Origin of the sequence: Mycoplana sp. MJR14, from assembly GCF_029210525.1 — a bacterium.
Lineage (GTDB): Bacteria > Pseudomonadota > Alphaproteobacteria > Rhizobiales > Rhizobiaceae > Mycoplana.
The window spans coordinates 182,472-198,200 of the sequence record NZ_JARGEO010000004.1; the positions used below are offsets into that span (position 1 = coordinate 182,472).

Genomic DNA, 15,729 nt, shown 5'->3' on the forward strand with positions numbered 1-15,729 from the left:
GCCGACGCCGGCCTGCCGGAAACCACAAGATCATCAAAGGGAAGAAAAACAGCCCATGGACAGGACCCTACCCGACCAACGCATCGCAATCATCGGCCGCGCGGGGCGCTTCCCGTCTGCGCGCACCGTCGGCGAGTTCTGGTCCATGCTGTTCGAGGGACGATCGGCCGCGCAGCGGCTCGGCGAGGCGGAACTTCTGGCCGCCGGCGTCAGCCGCAAGGCGCTCGCTGATCCCGCCTATGTGCGGGTCGCCAACGTGCTGCCGGACATGGAGTGCTTCGACGCCGGCTTCTTCGGCTTCTCGCCGCGCGAGGCGGCGATCCTCGATCCGCAGCACCGGCATTTTCTGGAATGCGGCTGGGAGGCGCTGGAGGATGCGGGCTACGTTCCCGAGCGCTTCGACGGCCGGATCGGCGTCTTTGCCGGCTCGGGCATGCAGGCCTATCTGCCCTTCAACCTGCTGTCCAATCCGGAGCTGGTCGAGGAGACCGGCCTCTTTCTCCTGCGCCACAACGGCAACGACAAGGACTTCCTGCCGACGCGGCTGTCCTATCTGCTGAACCTCACCGGGCCCTCGATCGCGGTGCAGACGGCCTGCTCGACCTCGCTCGTCGCCGTCCATACGGCGATCGGGTCGCTCCTGAACATGGAATGCGACATGGCGATCGCCGGCGGGGTGACGATCGAGCTGCCGCATCGCACCGGCTATCGCTATGCGGAGGGCGAGATCCTGTCGTCGGACGGGCTCTGCCGCGCCTTCGACGACGACAGCCGGGGCACGGTGTTCGGATCGGGGGCGGCACTGGTGGTGCTGCGGCGCTACGAGGATGCGCTGGCCGACGGCGACGACATCAAGGCGGTGATCCTGGCAAGCGCGGTCAACAACGACGGCGCGGGCAAGGCCAGCTATCTCGCGCCCTCCGTCGACGGCCAGGCGGAGGCGGCCGCCGAGGCGCTGGCGCTTTCGGGCGTCGAGGCCCGGAGCCTTTCCTACATCGAGACGCACGGCACCGGCACGCCGATCGGCGACCCGATCGAGCTCGCCGCCCTGAAGCAGGTCTACGGGACCGCGCCTGCGGGCAGCATCGGCATCGGTTCGGTGAAGACCAATATCGGCCATCTCGATACGGCCGCGGGGACTGCGAGCCTGATCAAGGTGGTGGAGGCCCTGCGCCACCGGTACCTGCCGGCGAGCCTGCACTTCCGCAAGCCGAACAGCCGGTTCGACTTTGCCGCGAGCCCCTTTCGGGTCGTTGCCGAGGGCCGGGAATGGTCGTCCGCACACGGTCCGCGCCGTGCCGCCGTCAATTCGCTGGGGGTCGGCGGCACCAATGCCCATGTGATCGTCGAGGAGGCGCCGGTCCGACCGCCGGCGGCCGCTGCCGCCGAATGGCGCTTCTTCCCTTTTTCCGCCCGCAACGAGGCCGCGCTCGAGCGGCTGCGCGAACGGTGGAAGTCCTACTCAGACGGGGAGGTTCCGGAGATGGCGGACATCGCATTCACGCTCAGGCAGGGGCGCCGGCATTTTGCCGAGCGCTTCGCGATCGCGGCCCGTACGGGGGAGGACCTGAAGGGCGCGCTCACGGCAAAGGTGACGCCGTTCCGCCGGCACGGCAGGGCCCGCTCCAAGCCGCCGCGGATCATCTTCATGTTCCCGGGCGGCGGTGCCCAGTATCCGGGGGCGGGCGCGGGGATGATGGCGTCGTCGCCCGTCTTCGCGTCCGCGGTGGACCAGTGCTTCGCGATGCTGCCGGCCACGGCTCCTTCCGACCTGCGCCAGGTGATGTTCGGCGCGCGCCTGAACGACGAGCGCGCGCGGGTCAAGCTCCTGCGTTCGAGCTATGCCATCCCGGCGGTGTTCATCCTGGAATATGCCTATTGCAAGCTGTGGGAGAGCTGGGGCATCCGCCCGGACGCCATCGTCGCCCACAGTGCCGGCGAATATGCCGGCGCGCTCGCCGCCGGCGTCATGGAGCTTGCGGACGCGTTGAAGATCGTGACGCTGCGCGGGCAGGTGATGGAGCAGGCGCCCGCCGGCGCGATGACCGCCGTGCCGCTCGGCGAGATGCGCGTGCGCGAGCTGATCGGCGAAGGCCTCGACATCGCCGCGGTGAACACCGCCCAGTCGACGATCGTTTCCGGCCCGATCGCCGGCATCGAGGCGCTCGAGGCGCAGCTTGCGGGCAGCGAGCACGAGGCGCGGCGCATCCACATCGACGTCGCCGCGCATTCGCGGCAGCTGGACGACCAGCTCGACCGGTTCAGGGAGGGGCTCGAAGGCATTTCGTTCCGGCAGCCGACCGTGCCCATGGTCTCGTCGCTGCGCGGCAGCTGGGCCGACGGGCAGGATTTCGTCTCCGCCGACTACTGGGTGCGCCATCTGCGGCATACGGTGCGCTTTGCCGATGCGGTCGCCGCGGTCCTGGAAGCGCCCGACAGCGTCGTGATCGAGGTCGGTCCGGGCCAGACCGTCGGGCCGCTGGTGGCGGCGGCAAAGACGAAGAATGCGCCGCTGGCGATCCTGCCGTCGGCGCCGCGTCCGCGCGACGGGGAAGACGAGATGGGGATCGCGGTGGCGGCGCTCGGAGGGCTCTGGGCGAACGGCGTCGAGCTGGACCCCGACCGGCTTCCGGGCGGTCGCGGCCGCCGCGTCTCGCTGCCGACCTACCCGTTCGAGAAGGAACGGCACTGGATCGAGCCGGGCCGCGGCAAGACGGCCGGGGCGGAGAACGATTCCGCCCCGCCGCTGGCGCGGATCGCCGATCCGGCGGACTGGGTGGAGGTCCTCGAATGGACCGAGCGGCCGCGTTCGGGCGGTGCCGCCGAACTCGGCGGCGACTGGCTGGTGCTGGCCGGCGGCGACGTCTTCTCCGAGGCCGTGCTGACCCGGCTCGGCGCCGCCGGCGCGCGCGTGACGGTGCTGCGGGCGGGCGACGGCTTTGCCGCCTCGCCGGGGGGATTCGTGCTTCGTCCCGACGCACCGGCCGACTTCGAGGCGCTGGCTGCGGCCCTGCCGTCGGTGCCCCGCCGGGTGCTCTGCCTCTGGGGCGCCGATCCGGCCCTTTCGGAGCGTGCCTTCGGCGCATCCTACCTGCTGGCCCGGCTGCTGCAGCAGGCCGACCCGGAGCCGGGGACGCGCCTGCTGCTCGTCTCCTCCGGGGCGGCATCCTTGCCCGGTTCTGCGGCGGAGCGGCCAGAGCTCGCCGCCTTGCTCGGCGTCGTCCGGGTTGCCCCGCGCGAAATCGCCGGGCTCAGCGCCGGCCTCGCCGATATTGAGCCGGATTCGGATCCATCCGCCGTGGCGGCGGTCCTGGCGGAAGCTGCGGGCAGCGACGAGGCCGATCACGTCGTCCTTCGCGGCAAGCGCCGCTTCGTCCGCAGCCGCGTGCGCGTGCCTGCGCCGGCTGCGCCGGACCTGCCCGAGCGGCTGCGCAAGGGCGGCGTCTACCTCATCACCGGCGGCACCGGCGGCATCGGCCGCGAACTGGCGCTCTGGCTCGCCCGGAGGGCCGGAGCCCGGCTGGCGCTGCTCTCGCGCTCGGCCGGGGACGATGCGGTGTTGCGCGGCGCCATCGAGGCTGCGGGCGGGGCGGTGGTGTTCCTGAAAGCCGACGTCGCCGATGCGGCTGCGATGACGGCCGCGATCGAGACGGTACGGTCGCGGTTCGGAGCGCTGCAGGGCGTCATCCACGCCGCCGGCATCCTGGACGATGGCCCGCTTGCGACCCAGCCGCTGGAGGCGGCCGTCGCCGTGATGCGGCCGAAGCTCGACGGTGCCCTGGTGCTGCACCGGCTGCTGCCGGAAGGCAGCCTCGACTTCTTCGCCGTGATCTCGTCGTCCTCCGTCGTGATCGGCGGCGCCGGCCAGGCCGGCTATGCCGGGGCGAACGCGGCCCTCGAGGCGCTCGCCGCCGCGCGCGCCGACGGGCTGTCGATCGCATGGGGAGCCTGGCGCGATACCGGCATGGCCGCGCGCGCCTATGGTGCCGGGGATGCCGTCACCGGCGATCTGCTCGGGCAGCGCCACGACGAACCGGGCGGGGTCGTCCGCTTCGAGACGGTGATCGATCCGGAAACCGACTGGCGGGTCTCAGAACATGTGGTCGCCGGCCAGCCGGTGCTGTGCGGGACCGCCTATGTCGAGCTTGCCCAGGCGGCCGCGGAAGCGGTGATGGGTGCCGGCCGGTTCGAGCTTGCCGCGCTCTCCTTCGCGCTGCCGATGACGTTCGAGGGCCTGCCGCGCCGCGTCATCATCCGGCTGCAGCCGCAGGGCAAGGGCTACGAGCTGTCGATCGACAGCGCCATCGGGGCGGAACGGATGCCGGTCGAGCACGTCCGGCTGCAGGTGGTCGCCACCGAGAACGCGCAGGCGCATCTGCCGGCCGCTCTCGATCACGTCCTGGCCGGGACGGTGGCGGCCTCGGGCCGGCAGGCACCGCAGCAGGACGTGATCGCCTTCGGGCCGCGCTGGAACTGCATCGAGGCGCTGCGCACCGGCGATGGCAGGGCGGAGGGCGACTTCCAACTCGCCGCTCCGTTCGCGGACGACCTGCAGGTCCATGCCCTGCATCCGGCGCTCATGGATATGGCGATGACAGTCGGGCTGGCCGCGCTGGAACGGCGCGAGGGCCGGCTGTGGGTGCCGATGTCGGTCGGCCGGATCGGTGTCTTCCGGCCGCTGCCGGCGGCGATCACCAGTCGTGCCGTCCGGGTGGACGGCGAGCCGGGCCGGTTCGTGTCCTTCGACGTCGCCCTGTTCGACCGGGACGGCCGCATCGTCGCCGTCCTCGAAGGTCTCTCCATGCGCGAGGTCGGGCGGGACAGCTTCGCGGGGGCTGCGACGCCGCCCGGGCTGACGACCCAGCTGATGGCGACCGGCATCCGCGCCTGCGAGGCGCCCGATCTCTTCGCACGCGTCTTTGCCCATCCGGGCCGCCAGCTGGTCGTCTCGCCGGTGTCGCTGGACCATGTGCGGCTTGCCCTCGCCGAGGCCGCCGCACCTTCGGGCATGCCGATCGCGCGGCAGGGCGGCGGCGGGCCGATCGGCGATCCCGTCGCAGCCAGGCTCTCGGCGATCTGGACCGAGATCCTCGGCGTTTCCAACGTCGGCGCGGACGACGATTTCTTCGTGCTCGGCGGCCATTCGCTCAATGCCGTGCGGATGTTCGCGCGCATCCGCAAGGACTTCGGCGTCGCGCTGCCGCTCGCAAGCCTGTTCCAGGCGTCGCGGCTCGGCGACCTGGCCGCGCTGGTGCGCGCGGAGGCTCCGGATGTGGAAGCCGTCGCGACCGTGGCCGAAGAGCCAGGGCAAGCCGTGCCGGACATGACGGCGGTTCGCCGGATCGGAATGACGGAGGGGCAGCGGGAGCTCGCCACGGCGATCAGCATCAATCCGGCTGCGTCGCTCTCCTACAATCTGTCCTTCAGCCTGCATTTCGACGGCGCCATCGACGCGGCTGTGCTGCGCACCGCGCTCGACGGGCTCGTTGCGCGTCACGACAGCCTGCGATCGTCCTTCGACGTGGACAACATGATGCTGACGATCCACCCGCGCCGCGAAACAACGCTTGAGGAGGCCGATCTTTCCGCCTTCGGCGAGCTGGAGCAGAGGGCGCGGCGGGATGCGCTGCATGCGAAGAATGCGCGCACGCCCTTCGATCTCGTCGAGGGGCCGGTGCTGCGCGCCCTGCTCGTGCGGTACTCGGCGTCCAGGACGGAGCTTCTGCTGTTCGTCCATCATATCGCCTGCGACGGCTGGTCGATGGGCGTGCTGATGAGCGATCTCGCTGCGCTCTATACGGCGGCGCTGGCCGGAAAGCCGGCAAAGCTTCCGGCGCCGACAAGCATCGCCGCGCTGGTCGCGGCCGAGGCGCAATGGGCCGAGGGCGCGGAAGCCGCGCGTCACCGCGACTACTGGCTGAAGAAATATGCCGGGCCGCTGCCGGCGATCGACCTGCCGACGGACCGGCCCTATCCGGTCGTGCGCGGCACGCAGGCGGACCGGGTCGAAACCAGGCTCGATGCCGCGCTCGAGACGTCGCTGCGGCGGCGCGCCCAGGAGGGTGGCACCTCGCTTCGCAACCTGGTGCTGGCCGCCTTCCGCTACTACCTGTCGCGGCTGTCGCAGTCGTCCGACGTGGTCATCGGGATTCCGGCTTCCGGACAGCTCGCCCACCGGCTGGAGGGCGCGGTCGGGCACGGCATCAGCCTCTTGCCGGTGCGCGGCACCATCCGCGCCGATGCGCGGCTCGGCGAGCTCGTCGCGCAGACCCGGCAGGAGCTTCTGGAGGCGATCGACCACCAGACCTACTCCTACGGATCGCTGATGCGCGACCTGCAGGTGCCGCGCGATCCGTCGCGGCTGGCGCTGGTTCCGGTGGTCGTCAACATGGACGGCCTGGCGGATATCGGCGATCTGCGGTTTGGCGCCGTCGTGCCGCGGGTCGAGGTCAATCCGACCGGCCACGAGTTCTTCGAGCTGTTCTTCAACCTGTTCGATGCGCCGGGCCGCGTCGAATTCTCGTGGAACTATGCCACGGCGCTGTTCGATCGCGAGACGATCACCCATCATGCGACGAACTTCCGCCAGTTCCTCGGAGCCATTGCATCCGCGCCGGCGGGCTTGGAGGCGCCGCTGTCGGAGCTTCTGCGCGGCGACACCAGCCGGCCGGCGAGCGGCAGCCATGTCGATCCGGCGGCGGCCGGGCCGCAGACGATCGTGGAGGTGTTCCGGAGCATCGTGGCCCAGGCCCCCACCCGCGTCGCGGTCCGCTATCTCGACCAGGCGATGGACTATGCGACGCTCGACGCGCGCTCGGACGCGCTGGCGGCCCTCCTCGCATCGCAAGGGGTTCGCCACGGCGATCTCGTCGGCATCTCCTCGAACCGCTCGCTGCTCCTGCCGGTCGCGGTTCTTGGGGCGCTGAAGGCGGGCGCCGGCTACGTGCCCTTCGACGTGACGCTGCCGGCCGACCGGCTGCAGTTCATGGCGCGGGATACCGGCATCAAGGTGCTGCTCGGCGCGTGCGAGCCGGTCTCGGCGACCGGGGTCCCCACGATCCCGATGACCGACCTGCCGACCGGTCCGGCCAGACCGCCGGAGCCGGGCATCACCGGCGAGACGATCGCCTATGTGATGTTCACCTCCGGGACGACCGGGGTGCCGAAGGGCGTGGTGCTGCCGCATCGCTCCGTCATCCGGCTGCTGCGGGATACCGACTGGCTGCGGCTCGGCCCGGAGACGGTGACGCTGCATTCCTCCGCCTTCGCCTTCGACACCTCGATCATCGATATCTTCGGCGCCCTGCTGCACGGGGGCACGATGGTGGTCCCGCCGGACGGGACGCTCTCGATCTCCGAACTCTCCGACGCGATCGAAAGCCAGGGCGTCAACACGCTCTGGCTGACGTCCGGCCTGTTCCATGCGGTGGCGGACATGCGGCCCTCGGCCTTCGCCCGCGTCGACCAGGTGGTGGTCGGCGGCGACGTGGTGTCGCCGACGCATGTGGCGCAGGTGATGGCGGCCTGCCCGGGGCTGACGGTGATCAACGGCTACGGGCCGACGGAAAGCAATGTCACCAACGCCCATGCGGTGACGGCAGCCGATCTCGCCCGCGGGCTGCCGCTGCCGATCGGCAAGGCCATCCCCGGAACGCAGATCTACATCGTCGACGATGCGCTGCAGCCGGTGCCGACCGGGATGATCGGCGAATTGTGCATTGCCGGGCGCGGCCTGGCGCTGGGCTACTGGAACAGGCCGGAGCTGACCGAGCAGAAGTTCGTCGCCGCGCCGTGGGACAAGGAGCTGCGGCTCTACCGGTCCGGCGACCTGGCGATGGATCCCGGCGACGGCGTCATCCGCTTCTTCGGGCGCGCCGACACCCAGGTCAAGGTGCGCGGGTTCCGCGTCGAGTTGACGGAGATCGAGGGCGCGCTGGAAAGCCATCCCGCGATCCGCCAGGCCGTGGTGGTCGCCAAGGTGCCGGATGGCCAGGCTGACAAGATCCTCGTCGCCTATTTCATCGCCGACGGTCCTGCGCCGACGGCCGAGGAGCTGGCCGAGCACGTGGCGAAGACGCTTCCCGAGTTCGCGCGGCCGGCCTTCTTCATGGCGGTCGACGAGATACCGCTGAACCAGAACGGCAAGGTCGACCGCGGCCGCCTGCCGGCGGTGCGCATCGACGCGCTGACCGACCCCGAGGCGGAGCTGCCGCGCGGGGATGTCGAGACGCGGGTCGCGCAGATCTGGTGCGAGGTGCTGGGCGTCGAGCGGATCGGGGCCAATGCGAATTTCTTCGCGCTCGGCGGCCATTCGCTGCTGGCGGTGCGGCTGTTCGACCGCATCCGCCGCGAGTTCGGCCACGACCTGCCGATCTCGACGCTGTTCAGCAACCAGACGGTCCGGGAGCTGGCCGCGCTGCTGCAGCGTGAGGTCGTCGCGACGGAGGGTCCGGATGCGCCCTGGGACACGAGCACCGTCATCGATCCCGGCCCGGATGCCGGCGGCATGCCGTTCTTCGTCGTCGGCGGCGTCGGCGGCAACGTCAACAACCTCTTCGAGCTCGGCACCCTCCTCGGGCGCAAGCGGCCGGCGATCGGCTTCCAGACCCGTGGGGTGCAGGGGCATACGCCGCATTCGAGCATCGAGGAGATGGCGGCGGAGAACATCCGCTACCTGCGCCGGCACCAGCCGGAAGGGCCCTACATCCTGGCCGGCTATTCGGGCGGCGCCTATACGGCGCTCGAGATGACGCGGCAGCTGGAGGCGATGGGCGCCAAGGTGGAGCGGCTGTTCGTGCTCGACACCTATGCGCCGGACTTCGCGAAGGACTTCCGTCCCCACGTCCGCCTGACGCCGCGCCAACGGCTCGAAAACGAAATCGCGCTCATGCGCGACGAAGGGCTCAGCTACTTCTTCCGGCGGCTTTCGGCGAAGGTGCGCAAGTTCGTCCAGCGCGGCCCCGTGCTGGAGCTGATCAGGCGGACCAACCTGCCGCTCTATCGGCAGCGGCAGGTCGAGCGGCTGTGGCTGGCGGCGGCCCGGCAGTATGAGGGCGGCCCGATCGAGGCGCCGGTAACGCTGTTCAGGACGCGGCCCCTGCATCTCGTGCAGAAACTGACGCTCGAGGCGGATCCGACGCTCGGCTGGAAGACGTTCGTGGCACCGGAGCGGCTGGAGACGCCCTGGGTGCCCGGCGACCACCTGACGATGCTGCGGGAAGAGAACGCCCGCACCCTCGCGACCCTGATCGAGGAAAGGCTGTCGTCGTAAGGCGCGACCTGCCGGCGGCGCTTGCGGCCGCGGGAGGGCGCCCCGTCATTGAACGACGGGGCGCAACTGCTCCTGAAGGAAGGATTCGATAGCCGGAATCAACCCGTACTCGTGCAGATCGGCATGGCCGCCGCCGGGCAGTTCGACATATTGCTTCGGCTCCGGGGCCTCCTGGAACAGGCGGCGGGCACGTTCCACCGGCAGGGACCGGTCGAGCCGGCCGTGAACCAGGAGCTTCGGCACCCTGACGTTGCGCAGGTGATCGATGATGTCGTAGCGCTCGGACCACATCAGGCGGCAGAGCGGAAAGCCGAAATAGCGGTCCTCGTAGAAGAGACAGGTCCGGTAGGGCGCGGCCTCGAAGATCGCGGCGCTGAAACTGCGTTCCTCGGCAAGCCTGCTGGCGACGCCCGCCCCCAGGCTGAAGCCGTAGAGCACCCGGCGATCGGTCGGTATCACCTCTCCCAGCAGCGCATCCATCTGGTCGTAGAGCGCGCGCGCATCCCGCGCGAAATTCGCCGCGCTCGGCTTTCCGGGCGTTCCGCCGGAACCGCGATACTCCATCATCATGATGCCGTAGCCGGCCTGGATCAGCCGGCTGAGCCGTCCCATCGAGCCGCCGATGCACGACTGGTTGCCGTAGAAGCTGAGGATGACCGGCAGACCCTTAGCCGGATCGGCGATCCAGGCGTGCACGGGCGCGCCGTCCTCCGAGGTGTAGCGGACGACCCTTACCGTGGACGGCAGTCCGAACTCGCCGGGGCTGTTGGGTCTGGGATCGAAGCGATACATGCCGTAGGTCTGGAAGGCCCAGACGGCGCCGGCGACAGAGGCTGCGGCGAAAGCGAGCACGCCAAGGACAATCTGCACCACGCTCATGCAACCCCCCGCCGCCGCCGGTTTGCCACCCTCAATGCGACGAAGACAAGCGCAGGCCAGCGCAGGTATTCCGCGCTACGAGCCGCCCCCTGCTCGCATTCCGGGTAGGGTAGCGGTTGTCCGGCGCGGCCGCAATCTGACCAAAGGGGGGAGCCCGCGCAGGGGATCGCGTACACATCACGGCCAATGCGCTATGGCCCTACGCCTCCGCAGCCGGCAGGCTTATCGAGACGCATAGACCGGGCCCGCCGTTTTCGAGCCTTATGTCGCCGCCGACCGTCCGGATGATGCTTTCGGCTATGGCCAGGCCGAGTCCTGCTCCACCGCTGCTGGTATCGAGCCGTTCGCCCCGGCGCAGGACGTGCCGCAGCTTTTCCTGCGGAATGCCCGGCCCGTCGTCGCGGATTTCCAGCAGGATGGCACTGCCCTCCCGCCTCGCCGTGATCGCGACCTGCGATCGGCCGTAGCGGACCGCGTTCTCCGTCAGGCTGCCGAGCAGTTCGGAGAGATCGTCCGGATCGATGCGGGCCTGGAGGCCATCCGGGACGTCGATGCTCCATTCGATGGCGGCGGCGGCCGGCGTCCGGCAGACGACCGCGACGACGCTGGACGTGACACGCGCGACATCCGAGCGCGCCGAATGGCCCTTTCCGGCGATGCGTGCCCGCGCCATTTCGTGATCCACCAGCCGGCGCATGACGGCAATCAGCGCCTCGATCTCGTCGGCAGCACCGGTCTCGCCGCGCTGCCTGAGCCGCAGGACATCGCCGGAAAGGGCCTGAAGCGGCGTCTTGAACGCATGCGCCAGCCCGGAGGCGCGCTCGCGCGCCTGGCGCAACTGCTCCTCGCGGGAGGCCAGCAGCGCATCCACCTCCATGGTCAGCGGCTGGACCTCGTCGGGAAAGGCGATCCCGAGGCGCTGCGCCTCGCCGCTGCGGATCTTCGCGATCCGGGCGCGGAGATCGGCGAGCGGCCGCAGGCCGATCAGGATCTGGGCAAGGCTCGCCGCCATGAGGACTGCGGCCAGAAGGGCGAGGAAGGGGGCGAGGTCGCGGCGGAAACCCGCCGTTGCCCTCAAGATGTCGGAACGGTCCATGCCGACGGCGGCGATCACCGGCTGGTCGCCGAGGGGATGTTCGAGGATGACCTCGCGGGCGAGAACGAGCAGGTCCGCACCCGCCGGACCCTTCAGCGAGAACTCGCGGGGGGCGGACGGCGACAGCTGCGGCAGATCGAGCACCTCGTCCCACAGCGAACGCGAATGGCGTTCGATGCCGCCGCCCTGGATCTGCCAGTAGAGCCCGGAAAGCGGCGCCTGGAAGCGCGGATCGACCGGCGGACGGACGACATCGACGGCGCCGGAGGCGTCCCGTCCGAGACCGGCGATCGTCTGGTCCAGATGCAGGCGCAGTTCCTCGACCACGCGGCGTTCGACGTGGCGCTCGAACAGGAAGGACAGGCCGAAGAAGGCGACGACCAGGGCGAGGCCGATCGACGCCGCACCGGCCAGGGCGAGCCGCAGCCGCAGGGAGCGCCGCGAGATCACCCGTCGTCGCCCATGAGGTAGCCGAAGCCGCGCCGCGTGGCGATCATCTCGCTGCCGAGCTTCTTGCGCAGGCGGGCGATCATGGCCTCGAGCGCGTTGGCCTCGCGCGAGAAGTCGTCGCCGTAGACGTGATCCTGCAGCTCGGAGGCCGGCACGACGCGGCCGCGATGATGGGCCAGGTAGCTGACCAGCCGGAACTCGAAGGGGGTGAGGCTGAGCGGTATCCCGTCGACGGCCACCCGCATCATCCGGGTATCGACGACCAGGCGACCGATCTCGATCGTGGCGGCGCCGTGGCCGACCGAGCGGCGGATCAGCGCGCGAACACGGGCGAGCAGTTCCTCGAACTGAAACGGCTTGGGCAGGTAGTCGTCGGCGCCGGCGTCGATCCCTTCCACCCGCTCGGCCCAGCTTCCCCGCGCCGTGAGCACGAGGACCGGCGTATGCCGCCCGCTCATGCGCCACTGCTTGAGGACGCTGATGCCGTCCATGCCCGGCAGCCCGAGATCGAGAACGATCAGGCCGTAGTCTTCCGTGTCGCCCTTGAACCAGGCTTCCTCGCCGTTGCGGACGAGATCGACGGCATAGCCCGCCGACGTCAGCACCGTCCGCACGTCTTCGGCAATCCGTCGATCGTCTTCCGCAACGAGCAACCTCACTCGTCCTCCTCGCGCTCCAGGATCTCGGCCGTCTTGGCGTCGACCTCGACCTCGATGACCCGTCCCGACGGATCGATGATCTCGAGTTCGTAGACGTAGCGCCCGTCGTTGCGCTCGAACTCGATCTCGATGATATCGCCGGCGATCTCCTTGCGCACCACGGCGATGATCTGGTCCAGCGGACGGACCTGTCCGAGCCGCAGCGCCTCGCGGGCCTCGTAGTGCTCGCGCGCGTCGTTGACGTCCTCGTCGTCATCATCCTGCGCGGTCTCGCTCAGCGCCACCACCGGATAGAGAACAAAGCATGCCGCCAGCACCCTGAGGCCGACATGCGCGGATTTTCTGTTTCTGAACATGCTCTTGCATATCCGGCCGAAGCTGACAACTCGCTGACAGCCGCTGTCAGGACGGCAAAAGGCGTCCTCGTCCAGTCTCCGCCCATTCTTCCAGGCGCCGGCCGGGACCTTCTCCCGCGGCGCCGCCACTCAGAACTGAAAGGAGGCCGGACATGGCCAGATTGAACGGGACGACGAAAGCGGATCTGCTGAAGGGCACGGGCCGGGGCGACGACATTTCGGGCAGGGACGGCCACGATCGTCTCTATGGCTATGGCGGCCACGACGATCTCGAAGGGGGCTCGGGCAATGACCGGCTCGAAGGCGGCGCCGGCCATGACGAGCTCGAAGGCGGCAGCGGCAACGACACGCTGATCGGCGGCTCCGGCAACGACGAGCTCGAGGGCGGCGCGGGCCGCGATCTGTTCGTCTATCATTCCGGCCGCGACGAGATCGACGACTTCAGCGTCCGGGACGACACGATCAACCTTTCGAGCGCGCTCGGCATCGACAGCTTCGCCGAACTGATGGGCAAGGCGCGCCAGGTCGACGAGGGCGAGGACGTGCTGTTCGACTTCGGCGGCGGCAACACGCTGCGTCTCGAAGACGTCAAGCTTTCGAGCCTCAAGGCCTCCCATTTCGGCTTCTCGGCTTCCGAGACCGTCGACGCCAAGCCTTCGGCAGACGGATCTCACAAGGGCACCGGCAGGGCCGATACGATCGACGCCGGCGCCGGCAACGACGACATCTGGGGCTATGGCGGCAACGACACCCTGCGGGGCGGCACCGGCAGCGACGACATCCGTGGCGGTGACGGCCGGGACAGGCTCTACGGCGGCAGCGGCCACGACGAGCTGGAAGGCGGCAAGGGAAACGACCGGCTTCATGGCGAGGCGGGCAATGACGACCTCGAAGGCGGGGCGGGCAACGACTGGCTCGACGGCGGCAGCGGCCGCAACGAACTGCACGGCGGCAGCGGCGCCGACACGTTCGTGTTCACGCGCGGCTACACGGAAATCGAGGACTATCGGGCCGGCACCGACACGATCAGGATCGGCACGTCCCTCGGCGTGTCCGACTTCGACGAATTCGTGGCGCTGGCGCGGCCTGCGGACGGCGGCGACGACCTGCGGTTCGACTTCGGCGGCGCCCGGCTGACGCTGGAGGATACGACGGTCGCCGAGCTGCGCGAAAGCGACTTCCTCTTCGTCTGATCGCCCTTCGCGAGGCCTCGCCCTGCCGGAAGGACAGGGCGAGGTCATGGCGCGCCGGCGGCGCCGGGAAGGACGCCGCCGGTTGCATTGTTGCCCGATCCTCTTGCGCGCGGAAGCGTTCGGCAATTCTGCGCGACAATCGCGCTTCGATCGTATAGGATTGTCGAACGATAACACGGCAATGGCAGCGATTGAACATGGTGACGGATCTGGACCTGCGCTCGCAAACCGCCGGCATTCGCGAGCGGATCCTGGAGGTCATGTCGCGGCTGCCGTGGGATGGCCGTTCCTTCGCGCACGACGTGCCCGGCCTTTCCCTCTTTCGGGTCGTCGAGCCAGCGGGGCCGTTCTCCACCGTCTACGAGCCGAGCCTGTCGGTGATCATCAAGGGCAGCAAGCGCGTGCATGTGGGCGGGGAGACCTTCGTCTATGACGAGCGGTGCTTCTTCCTGACGGCGATCGGCCTGCCGATGACGGGACAGATCTGCGAGGCGAGCGTGGTGGAGCCCTATGTGGCCGCCTCGTTACGGCTCGATCTCGAGAAGCTGCGGCGGCTGATCGCCGACTTCGATCTCAACGGCGCCGAGACGAACGGCCGCGATCTCGACGTTGCGGTCGGGACGGCGACGCCGGAACTGTTCGATGCCTTCTACCGCCTGATATCGCTGACGATTTCGCCGCAGGACATCCCGTTCCTGGCGGGCCATATCCATGGCGAGATCCTCTACCGGCTTTTGACGGGTGAGCAGGGGGCGCGACTTCGGCGGATCGCGCTCAGCGGAACGAGCAGCAATCGCGTGGCAAAGGCGGTCGCCTGGCTGAAGGAAAACTACACGCGGCCCCTGCGCGTCGAGGAGCTCGCCGAAATCGCCAACATGGGCGTTTCCACCCTGCACCATCATTTCCGCGCGATGACGGCGATGAGTCCGCTGCAGTTCCAGAAGCAGCTTCGCCTCCATCACGCGCGCGATCTCATGCTCGCCGAACCGCTGGATGCGGCGACCGTGGCGCTCCGGGTCGGCTACGAGAGCCCGACGCAGTTCAGCCGCGAATACCGCAGGATGTTCGGCCATCCGCCGGTTCGCGACATCAAGGTCATCCTCAAATCCGACGATTCGACGCGCCGCGGATCCGTGGGCTAGTCGGTCCCGGCGCCGTGCCGGGTCGCGGAAATGTTACCGGCAGATCGCCGATCGCTGGCCCTTTCGACAGGATCGGGCAATAATCCGGCAGGATCGTTTCTATCCGCTGCAGTCCCCTTCTCCTATCGTGCAGCTGCTCGCATGGCTCGCTGCCGTGGCTGCCCCCGGCCTGTCCGGATGCCTGCCGCCCCAGCCTCATGCCTCAACGCAAGGAGACAATCATGGTGACTGTAACCATCAACGGCACCGAACACAGCGTGGATGCCGAGCCGGACATGCCGCTTCTCTGGGTCATCCGCGACCTCGTCGGTCTGACGGGAACGAAGTTCGGCTGCGGCATGGCGCAGTGCGGCGCCTGCACGGTGCACGTCGACGGCGTACCGGTCAGGTCCTGCCAGACCTTCATCGGCGACATCGAGGGCGCGCAGGTGACGACGATCGAAGGCATCAGCGGCAAGGTCGCCGAAACGGTGCAGGCGGTCTGGGCCGATCTCGACGTGCCGCAGTGCGGGTACTGTCAATCCGGCCAGATCATGTCGGCGACCGACCTTCTGGCCAACAATCCCAAGCCTACCGACGACGACATCGACGCCGCCATGTCCGGAAACCTCTGTCGGTGCGCCACCTATCACCGCATCCGGGCCGGTATCCACGAAGCTGCAAGACGCCTGGAGGCCTGAGCG

The 15,729-nt window shown here is 69.2% G+C and carries 8 protein-coding genes; 4 read left to right on the plus strand and 4 right to left on the minus strand.

Translation table 11 applies throughout. From position 1 onward, the window contains the following. Window positions 1-55: 55 nt before the first annotated feature. Window positions 56-9,271, plus strand: coding sequence for a non-ribosomal peptide synthetase/type I polyketide synthase (locus P0086_RS11505; protein ID WP_275785522.1), 9,216 nt, complete (start codon window positions 56-58; stop codon window positions 9,269-9,271). Between the two features lie 45 nt (window positions 9,272-9,316). On the opposite strand, the gene P0086_RS11510 is transcribed toward P0086_RS11505, so the two are convergent. The 4 genes from P0086_RS11510 to P0086_RS11525 form a co-directional block, all read right to left on the minus strand. After that, window positions 9,317-10,150: an acetylxylan esterase gene (locus P0086_RS11510; RefSeq protein WP_112614049.1), complete on the minus strand. Its 834-nt coding sequence runs from the start codon at window positions 10,148-10,150 to the stop codon at window positions 9,317-9,319. A gap of 199 nt (window positions 10,151-10,349) precedes the next feature. Further along, window positions 10,350-11,696, minus strand: a complete 1,347-nt coding sequence (locus P0086_RS11515) for a HAMP domain-containing sensor histidine kinase (protein ID WP_148651648.1) — start codon at window positions 11,694-11,696, stop codon at window positions 10,350-10,352. Beyond that, window positions 11,693-12,355, minus strand: coding sequence for a response regulator transcription factor (locus P0086_RS11520; protein WP_112595761.1), 663 nt, complete (start codon window positions 12,353-12,355; stop codon window positions 11,693-11,695). The genes P0086_RS11515 and P0086_RS11520 overlap by 4 nt, the downstream gene beginning before the upstream one ends. Then, complete coding sequence (locus tag P0086_RS11525; RefSeq protein WP_275785527.1) at window positions 12,352-12,711, minus strand: PepSY domain-containing protein; 360 nt, start codon at window positions 12,709-12,711, stop codon at window positions 12,352-12,354. The genes P0086_RS11520 and P0086_RS11525 overlap by 4 nt, the downstream gene beginning before the upstream one ends. Before the next feature lie 152 nt (window positions 12,712-12,863). Here P0086_RS11525 and P0086_RS11530 point away from each other — a divergent pair, with 152 nt between their 5' ends. The 3 genes from P0086_RS11530 (at window position 12,864) to P0086_RS11540 (ending at window position 15,726) form a co-directional block, all read left to right on the plus strand. After that, the gene (locus P0086_RS11530) at window positions 12,864-13,904 is read left to right on the plus strand and encodes a calcium-binding protein (protein WP_275785530.1); all 1,041 of its coding nucleotides are present in this window, start codon (window positions 12,864-12,866) and stop codon (window positions 13,902-13,904) included. A 197-nt stretch (window positions 13,905-14,101) separates the two neighbouring features. Beyond that, complete coding sequence (locus P0086_RS11535; protein WP_112595755.1) at window positions 14,102-15,046, plus strand: AraC family transcriptional regulator; 945 nt, start codon at window positions 14,102-14,104, stop codon at window positions 15,044-15,046. A 221-nt stretch (window positions 15,047-15,267) separates the two neighbouring features. After that, window positions 15,268-15,726: a (2Fe-2S)-binding protein gene (locus P0086_RS11540; protein WP_112595753.1), complete on the plus strand. Its 459-nt coding sequence runs from the start codon at window positions 15,268-15,270 to the stop codon at window positions 15,724-15,726. Window positions 15,727-15,729: the final 3 nt, after the last annotated feature.

What these genes read in the sequence shown, in the direction of transcription:
- P0086_RS11530 (WP_275785530.1), top strand. Translation starts at nt 12,864, where the DNA reads ATGGCCAGATTGAACGGGACGACGAAAGCGGATCTGCTGAAGGGCACG.
- P0086_RS11510 (WP_112614049.1), bottom strand. Translation starts at nt 10,150, where the DNA reads ATGAGCGTGGTGCAGATTGTCCTTGGCGTGCTCGCTTTCGCCGCAGCC.
- P0086_RS11540 (WP_112595753.1), top strand. Translation starts at nt 15,268, where the DNA reads ATGGTGACTGTAACCATCAACGGCACCGAACACAGCGTGGATGCCGAG.
- P0086_RS11525 (WP_275785527.1), bottom strand. Translation starts at nt 12,711, where the DNA reads ATGTTCAGAAACAGAAAATCCGCGCATGTCGGCCTCAGGGTGCTGGCG.
- P0086_RS11505 (WP_275785522.1), top strand. Translation starts at nt 56, where the DNA reads ATGGACAGGACCCTACCCGACCAACGCATCGCAATCATCGGCCGCGCG.
- P0086_RS11535 (WP_112595755.1), top strand. Translation starts at nt 14,102, where the DNA reads ATGGTGACGGATCTGGACCTGCGCTCGCAAACCGCCGGCATTCGCGAG.